This is a genomic window from Kytococcus sedentarius DSM 20547, from assembly GCF_000023925.1.
GTDB classification, from domain to species: Bacteria; Actinomycetota; Actinomycetes; order Actinomycetales; family Dermatophilaceae; genus Kytococcus; species Kytococcus sedentarius.
On sequence record NC_013169.1, the window covers coordinates 1,634,076 to 1,654,160 of the forward strand.

General features: G+C 71.6%; 17 protein-coding genes. 7 read left to right on the forward strand and 10 right to left on the reverse strand.

What is annotated here, in order from left to right; translation table 11 throughout:
* The first annotated feature begins 68 nt into the window (after positions 1 to 68).
* The 7 genes from KSED_RS07775 (at position 69) to KSED_RS07805 (ending at position 7,450) form a co-directional block, all read left to right on the forward strand.
* Positions 69 to 2,540, forward strand: coding sequence for a DNA gyrase/topoisomerase IV subunit A (locus KSED_RS07775; protein WP_015779550.1), 2,472 nt, complete (start codon positions 69 to 71; stop codon positions 2,538 to 2,540).
* Between the two features lie 115 nt (positions 2,541 to 2,655).
* Positions 2,656 to 2,985, forward strand: coding sequence for a hypothetical protein (locus KSED_RS07780; protein ID WP_015779551.1), 330 nt, complete (start codon positions 2,656 to 2,658; stop codon positions 2,983 to 2,985).
* Entirely contained in the window at positions 2,985 to 3,683 is a 699-nt protein-coding gene (locus KSED_RS07785) for an ATP-binding cassette domain-containing protein (protein ID WP_015779552.1), read from the forward strand. Before KSED_RS07780 ends, KSED_RS07785 begins: the two co-directional genes overlap by 1 nt.
* A gap of 72 nt (positions 3,684 to 3,755) precedes the next feature.
* Positions 3,756 to 4,850 (forward strand): hypothetical protein, encoded by a 1,095-nt coding sequence (locus tag KSED_RS07790; RefSeq protein WP_015779553.1) that lies wholly within the window; start codon positions 3,756 to 3,758, stop codon positions 4,848 to 4,850.
* Positions 4,844 to 5,476: a hypothetical protein gene (locus KSED_RS07795; RefSeq protein WP_015779554.1), complete on the forward strand. Its 633-nt coding sequence runs from the start codon at positions 4,844 to 4,846 to the stop codon at positions 5,474 to 5,476. Before KSED_RS07790 ends, KSED_RS07795 begins: the two co-directional genes overlap by 7 nt.
* Before the next feature lie 12 nt (positions 5,477 to 5,488).
* The gene (locus KSED_RS07800; RefSeq protein WP_015779555.1) at positions 5,489 to 5,854 is read left to right on the forward strand and encodes an SdpI family protein; all 366 of its coding nucleotides are present in this window, start codon (positions 5,489 to 5,491) and stop codon (positions 5,852 to 5,854) included.
* A gap of 270 nt (positions 5,855 to 6,124) precedes the next feature.
* On the forward strand, positions 6,125 to 7,450 hold the full coding sequence (locus KSED_RS07805) for a short-chain fatty acid transporter (RefSeq protein WP_015779556.1): 1,326 nt from the start codon (positions 6,125 to 6,127) through the stop codon (positions 7,448 to 7,450).
* Positions 7,451 to 7,514: 64 nt separating this feature from the next.
* On the opposite strand, the gene KSED_RS13680 is transcribed toward KSED_RS07805, so the two are convergent.
* The 10 genes from KSED_RS13680 to KSED_RS07860 form a co-directional block, all read right to left on the reverse strand.
* A complete protein-coding gene (locus KSED_RS13680) occupies positions 7,515 to 8,681 on the reverse strand; it encodes a thermonuclease family protein (RefSeq protein WP_015779557.1) in 1,167 nt (388 codons plus the stop codon).
* 285 nt (positions 8,682 to 8,966) lie between these two features.
* Positions 8,967 to 10,409 (reverse strand): APC family permease, encoded by a 1,443-nt coding sequence (locus tag KSED_RS07820; protein WP_081439793.1) that lies wholly within the window; start codon positions 10,407 to 10,409, stop codon positions 8,967 to 8,969.
* Between the two features lie 113 nt (positions 10,410 to 10,522).
* Positions 10,523 to 12,655 carry a DNA gyrase/topoisomerase IV subunit B gene (locus tag KSED_RS07825; protein WP_015779559.1) on the reverse strand — a complete coding sequence of 711 codons (2,133 nt, stop codon included), beginning with the start codon at positions 12,653 to 12,655 and terminating at the stop codon, positions 10,523 to 10,525.
* Between the two features lie 90 nt (positions 12,656 to 12,745).
* On the reverse strand, positions 12,746 to 13,246 hold the full coding sequence (locus KSED_RS07830; protein WP_015779560.1) for a DUF456 domain-containing protein: 501 nt from the start codon (positions 13,244 to 13,246) through the stop codon (positions 12,746 to 12,748).
* Positions 13,247 to 13,255: 9 nt separating this feature from the next.
* Complete coding sequence (locus KSED_RS07835) at positions 13,256 to 13,450, reverse strand: DUF7455 domain-containing protein (protein ID WP_015779561.1); 195 nt, start codon at positions 13,448 to 13,450, stop codon at positions 13,256 to 13,258.
* Between the two features lie 116 nt (positions 13,451 to 13,566).
* Positions 13,567 to 14,151 (reverse strand): hypothetical protein, encoded by a 585-nt coding sequence (locus tag KSED_RS07840; protein WP_143827360.1) that lies wholly within the window; start codon positions 14,149 to 14,151, stop codon positions 13,567 to 13,569.
* 60 nt (positions 14,152 to 14,211) lie between these two features.
* Positions 14,212 to 15,435 carry a DNA polymerase IV gene (dinB, locus tag KSED_RS07845; RefSeq protein ID WP_015779563.1) on the reverse strand — a complete coding sequence of 408 codons (1,224 nt, stop codon included), beginning with the start codon at positions 15,433 to 15,435 and terminating at the stop codon, positions 14,212 to 14,214.
* On the reverse strand, positions 15,429 to 19,190 hold the full coding sequence (locus tag KSED_RS07850) for a DNA polymerase III subunit alpha (RefSeq protein ID WP_041291441.1): 3,762 nt from the start codon (positions 19,188 to 19,190) through the stop codon (positions 15,429 to 15,431). Before KSED_RS07850 ends, dinB begins: the two co-directional genes overlap by 7 nt.
* The gene (locus tag KSED_RS07855; protein WP_049758653.1) at positions 19,190 to 19,642 is read right to left on the reverse strand and encodes an SAV_6107 family HEPN domain-containing protein; all 453 of its coding nucleotides are present in this window, start codon (positions 19,640 to 19,642) and stop codon (positions 19,190 to 19,192) included. Before KSED_RS07855 ends, KSED_RS07850 begins: the two co-directional genes overlap by 1 nt.
* Positions 19,643 to 19,683: 41 nt before the next feature.
* On the reverse strand, positions 19,684 to 19,986 hold the full coding sequence (locus KSED_RS07860) for a DUF6504 family protein (protein ID WP_115306742.1): 303 nt from the start codon (positions 19,984 to 19,986) through the stop codon (positions 19,684 to 19,686).
* Positions 19,987 to 20,085: the final 99 nt, after the last annotated feature.

Sequence of the window (20,085 nt, forward strand, 5' to 3'; positions counted from 1 at the left end):
CCACGGGTGCCCGGCCGCAGGCGCGTTGGTGCGGGCGATTCGGCCCGGTGTGGCCGATACTGACGCCCGTGCCGAAGAACTCCAAGGACCTCCAGACGCCCACGCAGGTGGCCGACACGGTCATCGACATCGACGTCGAGGAGGAGATGAGCTCGGCGTTCCTCGAGTACGCCTACTCGGTCATCTACTCCCGCGCCCTGCCCGACGCCCGCGACGGCCTCAAGCCGGTGCAGCGCCGCATCCTGTTCGGCATGGACGAGCTCGGCCTGCGCCCGGACCGCGGGTACGTGAAGTCCTCCCGCGTGGTCGGCGAGGTGATGGGCAAGTACCACCCGCACGGTGACACCGCCATCTACGACGCCCTGGTGCGCCTGGCCCAGCCCTTCTCGATGCGGGTGCCCCTGGTGGACGGCCACGGCAACTTCGGCTCGCTGGACGACGGGCCGGCCGCCAGCCGCTACACCGAGGCCCGCATGGCGCCGGCCGCGCTGCTCATGACGCAGACGCTGGACGAGGACACCGTCGACATGGTGCCCAACTACGACGACCAGCTGCTGCAGCCCGAGGTGCTCCCCGCGGCCTATCCCAACCTGCTGGTCAACGGCGCCAGCGGCATCGCGGTGGGCATGGCCACCAACATCGCCCCCCACAACATGGGTGAGGTGATCGCCGCCGCCCGCCACCTGCTGGACAACCCGGGCGCCACCGTCGAGGACCTGATGCGCTTCGTCCCCGGGCCGGACCTGCCCGGCGGCGGGCGCATCGTGGGCCTGGACGGCATCCGTGACGCCTACCGCACCGGGCGCGGGTCCTTCCGCACCCGGGCGACGGTCCGCATCGAGAACGTCACCCCCCGGCGCAAGGGGATCGTGGTCACCGAGCTGCCCTACCTGGTGGGGCCGGAGAAGGTGATCGCCAAGCTCAAGACGCAGGTGCAGGCCAAGAAGCTGCAGGGCATCGCCGACGTCAAGGACCTCACCGATCGGCACAAGGGACTGCAGCTGGTGATCGAGGTGAAGAACGGCTTCAACCCCGAGGCCGTGCTCGCCCAGCTGTACAAGCAGACGCCGATGGAGGAGTCCTTCGGCATCAACAACGTCGCCCTGGTGGACGGCCAGCCGCGCACCCTGGGGCTGCGCGAGCTGCTGGCCGTGTACGTCGACTTCCGGTGCGAGGTGGTGCGCCGCCGCACCGAGTTCCGCCTGCGCAAGAGGCAGGAGCGCCTGCACCTGGTGGAGGGCCTGCTGCTGGCGATCCTCGACATCGACGAGGTCATCCAGCTCATCCGCTCCTCGGACGACACCGCCGAGGCCCGCACGCGCCTGATGCAGGTCTTCGACCTCTCCGAGCTGCAGGCCAACTACATTCTGGAGCTGCAGCTGCGGCGCCTGACGAAGTTCTCCCGCATCGAGCTGGAGACCGAGCGCGACGACCTGCTGCGGGCGATCGAGGAGCTGCAGGCAATCCTGGCCGACGAGGCGCTGCTGCGCCGCGTGGTGAGCGACGAGCTGGCCGCCGTGGCCAAGGAGCACGCCACGCCCCGCCGCACGGTGCTGCTGGAGAGCGAGGCCGCCGCCGCGATGACGCCGGCCGCGCCGCTGGAGGTGGCCGACGACCCGGTGACCGTGGTGCTCTCCGCGACGGGGCTGGTCGCCCGCGTGCCGCGGGGCGAGGACACCCCATCGGTGCTGTCGCGCGACGACGTCCGCGCGGCCGGTGCGGGGCGCGTGGACCACGACGCGCTCGCCTCGGTGGTCGCCTCGACGGCGCGGGGCACGGTGGGTCTGGTGACCTCGACCGGGCGTCTGGTGCGCCTGTCGGTGGTGGACCTCCCGGCGCTGCCCGGCTCGGACGCCCTGGGCATGGCAGGTGGCGCACCGCTGGCCGCGTTCACCGAGCTCGCCGGCGGGGAGCGACCGCTGGCGCTGGTGCGCGTGGAGGGCGCGGAGGACTCCCCCGGGCTCGCCCTGGCCACCGCCGGCGGCGTGGTCAAGCGGGTGCGCCCGGACTACCCGGGCGGCAAGGACTCCTTCGAGGTCATCACCCTGGCCGACGGGGACGAGCTGGTGGGCGCGGTCGAGCTCGCCACCGGCGAGGAGGACCTCGTGTTCGTCACCGATGCGGCCGCGCTGCTCACGTACTCCGCCTCGCTGGTGCGCCCGCAGGGCCGCAGCGGGAGCGGGGTGGCCGGCATCAAGGTGCCCGAGGGACAGCGGGTGCTGGGCTTCGCCGCGGTGCCCGCCGCATCGGAGGACGCGATGGTGGTGACGGTCGCCGGATCATCCGGGGCCCTGCCCGGGACCGATGCGGGGACCGTCAAGGTGACGCCGCTGTCCGCCTACCCCGCCAAGGGACGCGCCACGGCCGGCGTCCGCTGCCACCGTCTGCTGAAGGGCGAGGACGGGCTGATGCTTGCCTGGGTTGGGGCCGACCCTCGGGCCGTTGACGCCACCGGCCGGGCCGTGGAGCTGCCGGAGCCCACCGAGCGGCGGGACGGGTCCGGGACGGGTGTGAGCGCCCCCATCGCGGCGATCGGCTGATCGGGGGCCAGGGTAAAGATTCGGTCAGTTTCTGTCGAGTGGCTTGATCCCTCCCCCCCGTGCCGCACTCTCTCAAAGCCCCATCAGAGGGCTCTGCCGAGAACGGAACAGACCCATGCATGGAGACCAGATTCGCGTCCGGGACTACATCTCTGACGTCAACAAGACAGATGACCGCGGCGCCCAAGGACACATCAACTTCTCCGCCCACAAGAAGCACAGCTCCGTGGGCGGTCAGTCGATCTCCTGCGGAACCGGATGGTGGAAGCACGATGAGTGGTCCTCGCCGGTGTTCACGGGCTACGGCACGGAGATGTGGCCGACGTCCGGCGTTGCCAGCAACGGGAACTCGATGCGCGCCGCGGTGAAGATTTGCCGCGACCGGCCGTGGTACCACGGTGGCGACGTGTGCTCGGCACCCCGCCACGGCGGATTCAACTCTTGATGGCCGGCATCGAGCTGCGGGACTTCTGCGTCAGACGCGGCAACCGCACGGTGCTGTCCACCGACGTGACGCACCTGGGGGACACGTTCATCACGGTCGTCGGAGTGAATGGCTCAGGGAAGAGCTCCCTCATCGGGGCCATGGCCGGGGTCCTCCCCCACCGCGGAACCATCGAGGTGGGGGGATCGTCGATCACGCGTGTCTCGGTCGGCTACGCACCGCAGAGCATCAGGTGGCCACAGCATCTGACGGCCCACGACCTGTGCGAGCTCGCCTTCCGCCTCCGGGCACCCCGGCGCGGCAGAACCGACGCGAGCGATGCAGCGGAGCAGGCACTGGCCCGTACGCGCCTCGAGCCACAGGCCGGCACTCCGGTCCACAGTCTCTCCGGGGGGCAGCGGAAGCGACTCACGGTGGCGCAGGCCCTCTGCCCGCTCCCTGGGGTGCTCCTGCTCGACGAGCCCACCTCGGAGACGGACGTCGTCTTCCGCCAGGAGTTCGCCCGTGTCCTGCACGGCATCGCCCAGGAGGTCACCGTCGTGAGCTCCACCCACCTGCTCGAGGACGTGGAGGCATGGGGCGACTACGTCACCATCGTGCAGGCAGGGGGCCTCACCAGCGCACGTCTTCCCGCACACGGGACGGACGTCCGGACGGCAGCGGTGCGGGAGATCTCCACGCAGCTGGGGCGAGGCTGACGTGGGGCTCCTCACGTGGCAACGTCCTCTCTTCTGGGTGGCATTCGTCCTCGCGCTCCTGGGGGGGGCGCGGTGGCCGTCCTGAGCAGTATCGACATCTGGAGGGTCGACCCGGGCAAGAGCGTCACAGCAGCAACATCCATCGCGGCGCTGAACACCCCCTTGACGGCGGCGATCGCGGGCTGGTCGACGCGTTCCCTCCTCGTAGACGGCCGAGGTGACTGGCTGCACAGCACCGGGCGGCTGGGCCGGATGGTGGCCCTTGGCGCACTGGTGCCGACTCTCCTGGCCCTGCTCGTTGGCCTCGAAGCCATGGCCACGACCATGGCGCTGGGCCCGGGGGAACACGTCCTGCCCTGGCTGCCCGGTGCTGTCATTGCACTGCTCCTCAGCTCCCTGACCGGTGGCGTAGTCGGTGCTGGCGTCGCTCTCCTCTGGCGGCATCCCCTGGCGCCCGTCGTGACCATGGTCGCCCTGTGGACCGCCACCGCCTTCGCCACCGACGGTTTCGTGGAGGTCTTTGCAACCGGCGGAGGACTGGGTGAGGGAGTGGGCCGCCAGTACTCGTGGGAGATCGTCACCATCCGTGCGGTGGTAGCCGCGTTGTTGGCCGGTTGCGTGCTCCTGATGGCGTGGGCGGCCACATCCGGCCCCACCACCCTGCTGCGGCTCTCCGGGCTGGCCCCCTTGGTGGTCCTCCTGACCGTGGGCACGGCGGTCACGGATGTGCAGGAGATCGTGAGCGACCCGTCGGCCGAGGCCAGCGAGTGCGCCGGGTTGGAGCCCGTGGTGTGCGTCCTGCCCGGCCACGAGAGGTACCTGCCGTCGGCCCAGGACGCGGCAGGGAACCTCTACGCACTGGACCTGCCGGTCGAGCGTGAGGCCGTCATGATCATCACGGAGCTCCCACCCGACCGGATCCAGGAGATCTTCGACTCCGAAGAACCGCGACCATTGACGAGCCGGTTGTCCACCCTGTGGATCGAGGGATCGGGCAGGGTCTCGATTGCCGCCTCCTGGGCCTCTCCCCCGGAGTGTGGGATGGCCGTGCCGTCACCTCAGGCTCTGGCCTCCCAGACGCCCCGTGCCCGCGTCATCAACTGGATGGCGACCGGTAAGGGCGACCGCCCCTCGGCCCAGGACGTCGAGGACGCTTTCTCGTGTTGACCACCCTGGCCCTGCTGGTCCTGCGACTGCACCCATGGCGGACCTGCGCGGCCCTCCTCGTGGTGGCCGCCGGCATGCACGCACTCGTGGGCCACCACACGCTGGTCATCCCCTCGCTCTCTGGGAGCACCGCCCAGGTCTCCACCGCTGCAGCCACCCTCGTGGCCACTGCCGTCATCTGGTCCTCCCGGCAGGAGGTGGCGTGGGAGGCGTGGAGAGCGGTGTTCACGAGCAGGTCGGTCACCTGGCTCTTCTCCGGTCTCACCGCCGGAGCGGCTCTGGCCGTCGCTGCGCTGCTGGAGCTCGCGGGCGTACCCACGCTCAAGGGGTGGACCAGTGCGATCGCCTGCGGGCTGGTTGCGGTGGCCCTCATTCCGTCCCGGCAGGCAGCGGTTGCAACCCTCTGGGTGGTGGTCATCCTCTCCGTGCCCCTCACGCCGGGCACCTGGGACGACAAGCCGTTCCCGTGGTGGCCGGTCCACTGGTACGGCGGCACGGTGGACCCTTGGTGGACTGCCCTGACACTGGGCAGTCCACTACTCTTCGTCGTGTCCGTGTCCCTGCGGGAGGGGTGGCAGCCACCCGAGGTCGAGGCACGCGGGCTGGAACGGTTCGGACGTTCGTGAGGAGTTCATGACGTGCCTGTCACAGAGGCAACGCTCGTCCTGGTCGTCCTGACCGTCCTGTCGTCATGTGCCGCGCTGGTGGTCGCCAGCTGCGCCTCGGGAGGGATTTCCCCGAACAACCTCATCGGACTGCGCGTCGGAAGGGCGCTCTCGAGTGACGCGGCCTGGCGGTCCGTGCACAGGGCCGCACTCTGGCCCATTGCCGCGGGGGCGCTCCTGATGGCCCTCTCCTGCGTGGGCCTCGTCCTGGACCACCACGTCGTGGACCGGGCGCCGTTCCTGTCCCCCGGGGAGTACGTGAGAGGTGGCCTGGCGGCCTTCGTCCTCTCCGTCGTCCTCGGCACGATGCTGGGGTACCGCGCCGGTGAACGGCTGTGATGCCGGAGCCTCGCCGGTGATCCTCGGGTGACGGAGCAGGGGGCACTCATCGCCTCCCTGGCCGTGGCGCTCCTGGTGTCCATGGCGTCCACCGCCAGCAACGACTCCTGACGGCCACGGGCACCCACACCCCCTCCACGGGCGCGTGGTCCACGTCACGCATACTGGCGCGGTCGTTGCCCGCCCCCACCCCGGAGGTCCCCCGTGTCCACCACCACCGCACCCAGCCCACGCACCCCATCGAGCCCACCACGCCGCGGGCAGGGGCTGATGGGGCCGGTGAACGCGTTGGTCGAGCGCTTCATCCCCTCGGCCCTGGTGTTCGCCATCGTCTTGACGCTCGTCGTGGTGCTCGCCGCCCTGCTGCTCACCGACTCCGGGCCCAAGGAGGTCGTCTCCGCCTGGGGCGTCGGGCTGGCCGGGCTACTGGCGTTCATGACCCAGATGTCGCTGGTGCTCATGCTCGGTCATGTGCTGGCCAACACCCGCCCGGTACGCGCCGGCCTGCGCCGCTTGGGTGCCATCCCCCGGGGTCGGGTGATGCCCTACGTCTTCGTGGCACTGATCACCTGCCTGGCCACCCTCATCACCTGGGGTCTCGGTCTGGTCGTCGGCGCGCTGCTGGCCAAGGAGGTGGCCAACCAGACCTCCCGCCGCGGCGAGCCCGCGCACTTCCCGCTGCTGGTGGCCACCGGGTACACCGGTATGAGCATCTGGCACATGGGCTACTCCGGCTCCGCGCCGCTGACCGCCGCCACGCCCGACTCGTTCGTCGCGGCGCAGGTGGGCGAGATCATCCCCATCACCGAGACCACCTTCTCCTGGTGGAACATGACGGCCACCGCCGTCGCGCTGCTGGTGATCCTGGGCACCGTCGCGCTGATGGCCCCGAAGGCCGGCGCCGACGTCGCTGAGATGCCTGCCCAGTCGGCCGAGACCGACTCCCCCACCCTGCCCGCGGTGGAGACGCCGGCCGATGCGGTGGACGCCTCCCGGGTGCCCACGCTCCTGCTGGGACTGCTCGTGGCCGCCTACCTCGCCATCCACTTCACCGATGGCGGCTCGCTCACCCTAGACATCGTGAACTGGTCCTTCCTGGCCCTCATCCTGCTGATCGTCAGCTCGCCGGCCGAGCTGGTGGAGCTGGTGAAGGACGCCGCGAGCAACGTGGGCGAGATCCTGCTGCAGTTCCCGCTGTACGCCGGGATCATGGGCGTGATGGCCGGCACCGGGCTCATCACGATGCTCTCGGACGCGATGGTGAACATCTCCACCCCGCAGACCTTCGGCTTCCTGGCCTTCCTCTCGGCCGGCCTGGTGAACTTCTTCGTCCCCTCCGGCGGCGGCCAGATCGCCGTGCAGGGCCCCATCCTGCTCGATGCGGCCGAGCGCCTGGGCGTGGACCCGTCGGTGGCCATCATGGCCGTGAGCTACGGCGACCAGTGGACGAACATGATCCAGCCCTTCTGGGCGCTGCCGCTGCTGGCCATTGCGGGCCTGCGGATCCGCGACATCCTGGGCTACACCACGATGATCCTCATCACCGTCGGCGTGGTGCTGTCCGCGACCCTGCTGCTGGTGGGCCCCGGGGTCTGACTCCGGCACAGCAGACGCCACGGCCCCGGTCACCCGCACGAGGTGACCGGGGCCGCGGCACGACTCACTGCTTGGCGGCTCGCCACCCCGCCTTCACGGCATCGGCCGCGGAGCAGAACCAGCGCTCTCCCTTGTCCAGCGAGATCTTGGTGCGCTCGTAGTGCGCCTGGCCCGGGGAGTGGAAGATCTTCTCCCCACTGCTGGAGATGTTCCCCTTGATGCGGCAGCTCCCGGTGGGTGCGGGTGCCGTGGGCGTGGGCTCGGGCGGGGCCACCACGGTCACCGGCTCGGTCGGGGTGGGGCTCGGCGTGGGCGTCGGGCTCGGCGTGGGCGTCGGGGTGGCACAGCCGCGCGTCGACCACATGCCCACCTTCGCGGCCCGGGCCTCCCGCTCGGCCCGCAGGTGTGCCGACCGGTTCTGGTATTCGGCTCCGTAGAGGTACTCGGCCGAGTGTCCGCGGCGGATCATCTCCACGGCCGCCGAGGTGTTGCCACGGTGCACGTGGCGCACCAGGCGGCCGTAGCGGTCACGGTTGTCCTGGGTGGGGTCGCGCACCAGCTGGACCGAGCGCCCCGCCACCAGGTCGGCCATGGCGGCCGAGGCCTCGCTGAACCCGCACTCCCCGATCTCCGGGGTGTCCAGGCCGATGATGCGGATGCGCTCGGTCCCGTTAGCGGTGGCCACGTCGATGGTGTCCCCGTCGACGACCTTCACCACCGGTCCGGACTCGCTGCTCGCTGCCCTCGCCGGGGCCACGGCCCTCTCGGTGCTCGGCGCGACCTCGGGCGTCGGGGCAGGCGCGGAGGTCGTCGAGGGCGACGCCGACGAGCTCTCCGGCGCGGGGGCGCTCGGCTCCCCCGTGGCGGTCCGCGTGGACTCCGCGCTGCGCGGGGACTGTGCCCCGGTCGGCACGGGGACGGGGGCGGCTGCCGCCCGGGCCGCCGCCGACGAGCTCTGCGGCGCGGGGTCCTTGGCAGACGCCTCCCCACCCCTGGCGGACTTCTCCACGCCCGTCGCGGAGGACTCCCCGGCCGGTGCGGGGCCGTCCGTGGGCTCGGCCGTGGCGCTTGGCTCGAGCTCTGCCGCCGCCGACGCCTCCGGACTCGACTCCGCGGGCTCTGGCTCCTCGCCGGCGACGAACGCCGCCACCATCACGGCCACGACCAGGGTGATCGTCGCCAGGACGGCGGCCGCGCAACCACAGCCGAGGCACCCCCGACGGCGGTTCATCGACGGTGGCTGTCGGTGCAGGGGGTGGATCGGGACACGGGATCTCCAAGGGTGCCGGGACGCCCAGAGAATCCGCGCGTCAGTGGGGGGGGACGCAGAAAGAGTACGTGTCACCCATCTGCCGCGCCGCGCGCCACGCGGGTCGGGATCCGCGCCACGGGCTCCTGGTCCCAGTCAGTGCATCCCACCGGCGCGAACGACGATGCGGTGAGCAGACCACGAGGGTCCGCTCACCGCATCGATGCAGGGGAGGTGCGTCACGACCGGCCGGTGGTCCGGCGGGACTCAGCGCAGGTCCTCCGGGTGGCGCACCCGCGTGGGCTTGGCGTACAGGGCCCGGTTGAGGAACCAGGTCAGGGCCCACAGGATCACCGCGATCAGCAGCAACCAGCCGGCGATCACGTACTGCTCGGTGTCACGGCCGGTCCACGGACCCACCATGTACAGGCACAGCACCGCGCCGACCCACGGGATCCACCCGGGAGCCTTGAAGTACCTGTGCTCCACCTCGTGGTCGCGCTTGCGCAGCACGATGCAGGCGATGTTCACCATGGCGAACACGGCCAGCAGCAGCAGCGCGGTGGTGCCGCCCAGCGCGGTCACCTGCCCCACGACCAGGATGAGGCCTACAGCCAGGGCGGTGGTGACGATGATCGCCACCCACGGCGACTGGCGACCCTTGTGCACCAGCGCCAGCGGGCGGGGCAGGACGTCCTGCTTGGCCATGCCGTAGAGCAGGCGGGAGGCCATCAGCATGTTGATCACCGCGGTGTTGGCCACGGCGAACATGGCGATGAACGGGTAGATCGTGTCGATCGGCAGGTTCGGCGCGCCGGCCTGCACCACCTGCAGCAGCGGGGTGTCGCCCTGGCTGAGCTGTCCCACCGGCACCAGCGCCACGGCGGTGACCGACACCAGCACGTAGATGATGGCGGTGATGACCAGACCGCTGAGCATGATCTTGGGGAAGGTCTTGACCGGGTCCTTGGTCTCCTCGGCCATGTTCACCGAGTCCTCGAAGCCCACCATGGCGAAGAACGCCAGCGAGGTGCCGGCGGTCGCGGCCAAGAAGGCGTTCTTGTCACCGCTGGTCTCGAACATCATGGCGCGGGAGAAGTCGACCGGGGCGTCACTCATGCCCGCCACGGCCCACAGGCCCACGAAGATGACCAGCATCAGACCGGTGAGCTCGATGATGGTGAGCACCACGTTGAGCCCGACCGACTCGGCCACGCCGCGGAAGTTCACCAGGGCCACGACGATCATGAAGGCCACCGCGATGCCCAGCACCGCGGCCCCCTCCGGAGCCCAGTCGAGGCCGACACCGGCCACCAGGTTCGAGGCGAAGGCCTTGGCGGCCGTGGCGGCCGAGGTGATACCCGAGGCCATCACCGTGAAGGTGACCATGAAGGTCACGAACTGCAGACCGAAGGCCTTGTGGATGAAGTTGGCGGCACCACCGGCGTGCGGGTACTTGGTGATCAGCTCCAAGTACGCGAAGGCGGTGATGATCGCGATGGTGAAGGCGATGACGAACGGCACCCACACGGCACCGCCGACCTCGCCGGCCACCTTGCCGGTGATCGCGTAGATGCCGGTTCCGAGGATGTCTCCGATGATGAACAGCAGGAGCAGCTTCGGCCCGAGGACCCGCTTGAGCTCGGTGTCCACCTCTCCGGGTGCCGAGCCGCCCTGGGCAGGGGCGTCGTGTGACGTGGCAGTACTCATGGGGTCAGAGTGATGCACGCCGGGCCGATTGACCAGACCGACACTCGGAACGTGTCCACAGTGATACCGAACTGGGTGGGCCCGCCGGGAAGCCGGCGGGGCCGGCTCGGGGATCAGGCGTCGATGCGCTCGGCGTCCAGCGTGGCGGCGTTGCTGATGATGAACTCCTTGCGCGGGGCCACATCGCTGCCCATGAGCAGGTTGAACACGTCCTCCCCCACCTGGGCGTCCCGCATCGTGATGCGGCGCAGGGTGCGGTGGGCGGGGTCCATCGTGGTCTCTGCCAGCTGGTCGGCGTCCATCTCGCCCAAACCCTTGTAGCGCTGGAGGGGGTCCTTCAACGTGCGGCCGTTGCGCTTCAGGCGGGCCAGCTCCTTGCGCAGGTGCGCCTCGGAGTAGGTGTAGACGTAGTCGTTCGCCTTGCCCCGGTTGACCACCTCGATGCGGTGCAGCGGCGGCACGGCGGCGAAGACGCGCCCTGCATCGACCATCGGCCGCATGTAGCGGAAGAACAGGGTGAGCAGCAGGGTGCGGATGTGGGCGCCGTCGACGTCGGCGTCGGTCATGATGATGATCTTGCCGTAGCGCGCCGAGGCGAGGTCGAAGCTGCGCCCCGAACCGGCCCCGATGCTCTGGATGATGGCGGCGCACTCCTCGTTGCCGAGCATGTCGGCCACGGATGCCTTCTGGGTGTTGAGGATCTTGCCGCGGATGGGCAGAAGGGCTTGGAAGTCGCTCTGCCGAGCCAGCTTCGCGGTGCCCAGTGCCGAGTCACCCTCGACGATGAACAGCTCCGAGGCCTCGGTCTCGGTGGAGCGGCAGTCCACGAGCTTGGTGGGCAGCGAGGAGGTCTCCAGGGCGTTCTTGCGCCGCTGCGTCTCCTTGTGCATGCGCGCCGAGACGCGGGACTTCATCTCGGTGACGATCTTCTCCAGCACGGCGCCCGCCTGCTGCTTGCGCCCCCGCGCGCTGCTGGTGAAGATCTCGGTCAGCTCGGTCTCCACCCCCTTGGACACGATGCTGCGCACCGCGGAGGTGCCCAGCACCTCCTTGGTCTGGCCCTCGAACTGCGGCTCGGCCAGGCGCACCGTCACCACGGCGGTCAGGCCGGCCAGGGCATCGTCCTTCTCGACCTTGTCCTTACCCGGCTTGAGCTTGCGGGAGTTGGCCTCCACCTGCTTGCGGACGACCTTGAGCAGCGCCTGCTCGAAGCCGGCCACGTGGGTGCCGCCCTTCGGGGTGGCGATGATGTTGACGAAGGACCGCTGTACGGCGTCGTACCCGGTGCCCCAGCGCAGGGCGATGTCGACCTCGCAGTCGCGCTCCACCTCGGTGGGAACCATGTGGCCCGCGTCGTCCAGGACCGGGACGGTCTCGGTGAAGGTGCCCGTGCCCTGCAGGCGCCAGGTGTCGGTGACGGCCTGGTCCGGTGCGAGGTAGTCCACGAACTCGGTGATGCCGCCGGAGTGCAGGAAGGTCTCGGTGTGGGTGGCGGTCTCCCCCGGTGTGCCGGGGATGCGGCGCTTGTCGGTGAGCCCGATCCGCAGTCCGGGGACGAGGAAGGAGGTCTGGCGGGCGCGGTCGGTCAGCTGGCGGTGGGAGAACTCCGCATCGGCCAGGAAGATCTGCGGGTCGGCCCAGTAGCGCACGCGCGTACCGGTGACACCCCGCTTGGTCTTCCCGCGCTCGATGAGCTCGCTGCCGGTGGTGAAGGGAGTGAACGGGTTGTCCGGCGAGGGCTCGCCGCCGGCGTCGTCGAAGACACCGGGCTCGCCGCGGCGGAAGCTCATGACCCAGGTCTTGCCCCCGCGGTCGACCTCGACGTCCAGGCGGGAGGACAGGGCGTTGACCACCGAGGCGCCGACGCCGTGGAGGCCTCCCGATGCGGTGTACGAGCCCCCACCGAACTTCCCGCCGGCGTGCAGCTTGGTGTACACGAGCTCCACACCGGTGAGCCCGCTGCGGGGCTCGATGTCCACTGGCACCCCGCGGCCGTCGTCGGCGACCTCGACCGAGCCGTCGGCGTGCAGGGTGACGTCCACGCCCGTGGCGAAGCCGCCGAGGGCCTCGTCGACCGAGTTGTCGATGATCTCCCACAGGCAGTGCATGAGGCCGCGGGAGTCCGTGGAGCCGATGTACATGCCCGGGCGCTTGCGCACCGCCTCGAGACCCTCGAGCACCTGGAGGTGCCGCGCGTCGTAGCTGGAGGTGCTGGTGGTCGAGGCCTTGGCAGTGCGGGGAGTCACGCAGGTCAACCTAGGTGACGGCACCGACAACCTGCCGGTGCCACTCCGCTCGCCCGACACACTGCGGGCAGTTCGGCGCCCTCCGCCCTGTCAGAAGAGGGCGGGCAGGAGGAGGCTGGCGATCCACACCCCGATGATGAGCAGGCCGGCCAGGATCTCGATGAGGATGTTGGTGCCCACCGCCTTGAGGGCCTGGACGGTGGCCTGCCAGGGGGTGAGGGCGCTGGTGCGGCGACGCGCGGATTCACTGAGGAAGACCCCGGCCACGAACCCGAGGAACAGGCCGACCACGGGGATGACGAAGAATCCGATGATGCCGAGCACCACGCCCGCCAGCAAGGTGGTGTTGCTGATGCCGGCGCGCTTCATGCGACGCCCCGGCACCAACCAGACGGCCACCGCTGCGATGGCGGCGATGGCCGTGGCCAGCCCGAAGGCCCACCAGGCGGCCGTCGTCTGCGCGACGACCGCCCACAGCAGGGTGGACCCCCAGATCAGTGCCAGCCCCGGCAGCACCAACAGGGTGCTGCCGACCAGTCCGAGGACCATGAGGGCCGCGACCACGACGCCGGTGACGACCGTCCAGTCCATGGCGGTGGGTCAGACGTGGAGCTGGGCGGTCTCGTCGAGGATCTCGACGTCGTCGCGGTCCTGCAGCGCGGGCAGGTGCTCCTGGCCGTGGTGGGCGCAGAAGTGCAGGTGCGAGCCGGCCACGGTGGCGCGGATGTAGGCGCGGGCTCCGCACCGGTCACAACGGTCGGAGTTGGTCAGGGTGGGGGCGTATGCAGTGTCCACGGTGCCTCCTTGGTGGGTACGACTCGCCGGTCCGGTCAGGTGACCGTCCCGGCTCCTTTGTAGTGGGCACAACCTCGGTCGGGGCGCAGGACTTCCGGGTTACGCCGTGGGCGCAATCAGGCGTCGCGGTCGTTGCGGCGGGCGTCCCAGCGGCCCTCGAGCCGCTGCATGAACGAGCCGTCGTCACCCTGCTCGGCGCGGCGCGCGCTGGAGCGTCGGGGACCGGCGTTGCCCGAGGGACCGCGGCCCGTCGGCCCGGGGCGCCCGGGCTTCTGACCCCGGCCCCGAGGAGCCGAGCCGCCGGCACCCGTGGGCGACGGCGTGCGCAGCCACCAGGCCACGGCGAGGATCCACAGCACGAACCCGCCGGCGCCGAACCACGGGATCTGCGACCACACGGCCACCGCGTAGAGAGCCAGCCCGGCCAGCCCCAGCGCGAGGACCACGGCGATGCGGGCCGGGGTGGCCCGGCCCGAGCTGCGCAGGGAGACCCGGCGCGCTCCGGAAGCCTGCTCGGCAAAGGGATCAGCACCGGCACCACGGCCGGGGTGGCCACCGGTGAGGAACGCGAAGGGGTCCTGAGAGTCCGGGCGGGCACTGCGCTCGATCTCCGGCATGCCGGAGTCGTCCCCGGCACCCGAGGACATCAACGAGCGCTCGAGCGCTTCGAGCCGGCTCCGCTCCTCCTCAGAGAGGGCCATGGTCACCTCCACCTCCGGCGCACCGGTCCACGGCGGGGTCACCCGCCTGCTGGGTCCAGTCTACGCATGCGCCCCCGACCCGGCCCGGCCACGGGGGCCCCGCTCCTCCGGCAGCAGGCTGGCCGGCCGGACGATGCCGGCACCGAACCGTGCGCTGGCCCGGTCCACGGCCGCATCAGCCTCCCGCCACCCCACCTCCGGCTCGTCCAGCATGCCCTGCCGCGGGGTCCGGTCGGTGGGCGTCAGGCCCGAGAGGGTGACCCGCACCATCCGCACCCGGGCCCGCTGCAGGCCCAGGGAGGCGAAGACCTCCCGTGCCACCTGGTGGATCTCCCGGCTCACGTCGCTGGGGCGCTGCAGGGTGCGGGACCGCTGGACGGTGGTGAAGTCGGCGAACCGCACCGTCACCTGTACGGTGCGCCCCATGACCCCTGCCGTGCGGGCCCGGGCGGCCACCCGGTCGGAGAGCAGCAGCAGCCGGGTCTCCACCTGGCGGGGGTCGTCGATGTCGTGGTCGAAGGTCTGCCCGTTGCCGATGGTCTTCTCGGCCACCACGGGCCGGACCCGCTGTGGGTCGCGACCCCACGCCCGCTCCGCGAGCGCCGCCCCGGCGTGGTCGCCCACGATGCGTTGCAGGGTGACCACCGGGGTGTGGGCCACCTGGGCGACAGTGGTCAGCCCGAACCGGGCCAGCTGCTCCTGGGTCTTCTCCCCCACCCCCCACAGGACGCCCACGTCCAGGGGGTGCAGGAAGGACACCACCTCGGCCGGGGTGACCTGGCGGGTGCCGTCCGGCTTGGCCTGCCCCGAGGCGACCTTGGCGACGAATGGGTTGGGGCCGATGCCCACCGAGCAGGTGATGTGCTGCTCGGCGGCCACGGTCCGCCGGATCCACTCGGCCACCTGCAGCGGGCTCCCCCACCGGCGGGAGGTGCCGGTGACGTCCAGGAAGGCCTCGTCCACGGAGGTCGGCTGCACGGCGTGGGTCACCTGTCGGAAGATCTCCATCACGGCAGCCGAGACCGCGGCGTAGCGCTCGTGGTCCGGCCGCACCACGGTGGCCTGGGGGCACAGGCGTCGGGCGCGAGCCATCGGCATCGCCGAGCGCACCCCGAAAGCGCGTGCCTCGTAAGTGGCCGAGAGCACCACCGACCGGTGGCCCCCACCGACGATGACCGGCTGACCGCGCAGTTCCGGGCGGTCCACCAGGGCCACCGACGCGTAGAAGGCGTCCATGTCCACGTGCAGGACGGCGGTCTGCTCCCGGGCTGCCACGCTCACCACCCCGAGCTCCCCGGCGAGCTGTGCCAGAGCTTGCGCGAGGGCACTCCGCCGCCCGCACCCAGCACGCGGCCACTCGCCACGGCCGGTCCGGCTGCGCCGACGTCCGCGTAGGGCGACTGGCGGTACCCCGAGGCGTGCACCAGCACCCTCCGGCCCTCCGGAGCCTCCTGTCCCTCTGCCCGTACCGCACGTGCCGCAGCCTGTCCCGCCTCGCTGCGCTCGTGCTGCACCCGGTCGGCCTCCTCCCACGCGGTGAACAGCCCACTGGCTCCCCCCGCCCGGTGAGCCTCGGTGAGCCCCGAGAGCTCCCAGGCCCCGGTGGCCCGCAGCGACACCCCCCGGGGGCCGGTCCGGCGCACGACGCCACGCACCAGCAGGAACCAGGACTGGAAGAGCACCGTGGCGTAGGGGCCCTGGACGTCCTCGAAGAAGGTCGCGTCGCTGGCACCGGTGGGGTCGTTGAGGGTCACGAAGACCACCCGCCGTCCCGACCGGACCGGAGGAGTCTGGGTGGCCACCCGCACCCCGGCCACCAGGACCTCCGCCCCGGACCGCATGGTCCGGACGTCCCGGGCCGGCGTGACGCCCAGCTCCCGCAGGGTGGGCAGGTGCGGTTCGAGCACGTGGGCCGTGACGTCCATGCCCAGGACGTCCAGCTCGTGGGCCACCTGCTCCTCCAGCGCCATCGGTGGCAGCCCGGTGGCGTCGACGGCCCGGGGAACGCCGAGCTCCAGGACCTGCTGGGTACCGTGACCGGCGCGGCGCCGGCGGTCCTGTTCGGCCCGTTCCCCGGCCAGGCGGGCGCGCTTGCCGCGGGGCCGGGGGTCGCGCCACCGCTCGAGGTCCATCAGCTCCACCAGCAGGTCGCGGCGGCGCGCCGGGGACGCGAAGGCGTCGAAGGCACCAGCCAGGACCATGCGCTCCACCAGGGGGCGGTCCACCTGCGCCCGCTGCCAAAAGTCGGCCAACGAGCTGTACGGCTGCCCCTCCACGATGCGTCGGGCATCGTCCTCGCCCAGTCCCTTCACCTCGGTCAGCGCGATCCGCACGCCCCACTGCCGTGCCCGCTGCCGCACCCGGTCGAGGGCCAGGTCGGGGTCGGGCGCGCCCGGGCCCGCCGAGGCCGGCCACTCTCCCGGGCCGGACGAGTCGGCGACCCGCTCCACCCGGTAGCCCTCACCGGAGGCGTTCACGTCCAGGCCCAGGATCTCGACGCCCAGCTCCCGGGCGTCGTCCATGATCAACCGCTTGGGGTACATGCCGGGGTCGTGGGTCAGCACCCCCGCCATGAAGTGCGCCGGGTAGTGGGTCTTCAACCAGGCCGACTGGTAGGTGGGCAGGGCGAAGGCGGCCGCGTGGGCCTTGCAGAACCCGAAGGAGGCGAAGGCTGCCAGCACCTCCCAGATGCGGTCGGCCACCTCCCCGGTGAAACCGCGGGCGGCGGCCGCCGGGCGCCACCACCGTTCCACGGCGTCCCGCCCGTCGGGCGATCCCATGGCCCGGCGCGCCTCGTCCGAGTGGGCCAGGCTCACCCCGGTGGTGGCGGTGATGATCTGCAGCACCTGCTCGTGGAAGACCACCACCCCCTCGGTGCTGCGCAGGTGCTCCTCGAGCGCCGGGTGCATGAGCAGTGGCTCCGCCCACCCCTGCCGCGCCGACAGGAAGGGGGTGATCATGTCCGACTTCACCGGCCCGGGACGGAACAGCGAGATGTCGATGATGATGTCCTCGAAGGTCTGTGGGCCGAACTTGCCAACCAGCTCCCGCTGCCCGGGGGACTCGATCTGGAAGCAGCCCAGGGTGCGGGTCGACCCGATCAGCCCGAAGGTCTCGGCGTCGTCGTGCGGCACCTGCTCCTCGTCGTCCAGGTCGAGGCGGACCCCGTGGGTGGACTCCACCAGGTCCACGGTGTGCGCCATCGCCGACTGCATGCGGATGCCCAGGACGTCCAGCTTGAGCAGCCCCATGTCCTCCACGTCGTCCTTGTCGAACTGGCTCATCGGGAAACCGATCCAGCTCTCCTCCACCGGCGTGCGGTCGCGCAGGCCCAGGTTCGACAGCACCACCCCGCACGGGTGCAGGGCGATGTGGCGCGGCAGGCCGTCCAGGCGCTCCACGAGGTCGAACATCCGCTGCAGGCGGGGGGCGTCCAACCCGGCGGCCCGCAGCTCGGGCAGGTCCCGGATGGCGGCGCGGGCGTCCCGGGCGCGCACGTGGGGGAAGGCCTTGGCGATGGCGTCCACCTCCACCGGTGGCATGCCCAGCACCGCCCCCACGTCCCGGACGGCGTGCCGCACCCGGTAGGTCTCCATCATGGACACGCAGGTCACCCGTCCCGCTCCGAACCGCTCCAGGATGCGTTCGTAGATCTCGGGGCGGCGCGCCGACTCCACGTCGATGTCGATGTCCGGCAGCTCGGCCCGCAGCGGCGAGCAGAAGCGCTCCATCAGCAGGTCGTGCCGCAACGGGTCCACCCGACTGATCCCCAGCAGGTGGTTCACCAGGGACCCGGCGCCGGAGCCCCGGGCCGCCACGCGACCCCCCACCTCGCGGATCAGGTCGCACACCCGGGCCACGGTCAGGAAGTAGGTCGGGTAGCCCAACTGCTCGATGGTGGCCAGCTCGGCCTCCATCCGCTCCCGGGCACGGCGCCGCAGTGCTGCGCCCCGGTACATCTCGTCGACCGCCCCGCGGCACCGCGCGGTCAGGCCACGTAGGGCGTCGGCGGTGTCGGTGAACCCGAGCACCTCGGGCTCGGGCAGGTGCACCGACCCGATCCCGAGGTCGTCCCGGGCGGAGAGCCCGCACTCGGCTGCCACCCCCGAGGTCGCGGCCAGCAGCTGGTCGGCGACCCGCGGTGGCTGGCCGGCCCGCTCGGCCAGCCAGTGGGCCACGCGGACCATGCTGGCCGTCGAGGCCAGGTGGGCCGCGGAGGTGCGCTGGTCGAGGTGGCGGGGGTCGAGCAGCACGTGCTGACGGGCGGCGTCCAGCACGTCGGCCACCACCACGCCCTCGGGGTCGGCGTGCCGGACCGCGGCGGTCAGCACCGCGCGCACCCCGACCTCCTGCGCCAGCTGCCACATGCGCACGGCCTGCTCTGTGCACCCCGGGGAACCAGCCGGCGCCCCGCTGCACACCAGCTCGACCACCACCACCCGACGGGCGGCAGCGGTCCCGCCCACCTGCTCGGCCACCGCCTCCACCCACCCGTGCAGCAACCGCCTGGCCTCGGACCGGCGACGCTGCAGGACCGCCTGCCCCACGTCGGAGTCCGGCCCCAGCAGCACCCGGACCGCGGGAGCAGCACCGGCCACCAGCGCCCGGGTGGTGCGGGGCTCACCCCGCTCCCCCGCCGCGTGGGTGTGGGAGACCAGCCGGCACAGCGCCGCCCACCCCACACCGTTCCCGTGCCCCGCTGCACGCCCGGCGGCCAGCACCCGCACCCGACAGTGGCTCTCGTCCACCCAGGAGCCGCCCCGGACGGGCTGCTGCCGCCGGCCGGCTCTCCGCGCGGCCGGCGGGCCGGCCGGCGCGTCGTGGGCCACGGCGAGGTCGACCCCCACCACCGGCACGATCCCGGCCTCCACACAGGCCCGGGTGAAGCGCACCGCCCCGTAGAGACCATCGCGGTCGGTCAGGGCGAGGTGGGACTGCCCCCACGCCGCTGCACGGTCCACGAGCTCCTGCGGCCGGGAGGTCCCGTACTGCAACGAGAAGCTGGAGGCCACGTGCAGGTGGGCGAAGTCAGCGCTCATCACCGCCCCTGCGCGGGCCACCCGGCCACCAGCAGCGCGGTGGCCGACGGCAGGACGGGCATGCCCAGCACACCGCGCACCTGCTGCTCGAACTCGTCCACCTGCCGCACCAGGTCGTCGGCCTCCCGCTGCGAGCAGTGCCGCCCCCGGGCGAGTGCCGCCCGGCGTTGGGCCGACCCGTTGAAGAAGATCGCCCACTCCTGCAGCTCCGGGGCGACCCCGCTCAGGAGCTCCCAGACGCTCCGGGGTCGGGATGCCTTGCCCGGCACCGTTCGGGCAGCGACCACCGCCGCCGCGGCGCGCAACGCGGCCAGGTGGGCCGCCTCGTAGCGGTCCTCGGGGGCAGGCGCCGCACACGCCTCGGCCAGGCTCGCCCGGGCCCGCTCCACCAGGTCCAGCACGGTGCCGGCCGGCGCCCCGGCGCCCACCGTCCAGGTCGGGGGGTTCGTCATCGTGGTCATCGTTCGTCTCCCTCGCGTCGTTCCTGCGGTCGTCAGTCCAGGACCCGGTCGAGCTGCCACGCAGCGCAGACACCCGCCGGGGGTGCCACCAGGTCGAAGACGCCGGTCGGGCTGTGCCGCCCCGCGCGGGCCTCCACCCGCCACACCTCCTGGTCCGCGCCGGTCTCCAGCGCCAGCCCCTCGGACTCGGTCACGTAGCGCCACCACGGGTGGCGCCGCCGCCAGCGGTCCACCACCTCGCACACCACGTAGAGCCGGCCCCGCCAGACGAAGGCATCCGGTTGACCGGCCACCCCCTGCGCCCGCACCTCCACGGCCTCGGCACATCTCCTCATCGCACGTTCCTCCTGCCGGTCCCGCTCCCCACTCCGACCCTGAGTTGGAAGAATGTTCCATGTCTCACCGCACATCCAGACGGTACGCCTGTACGACTC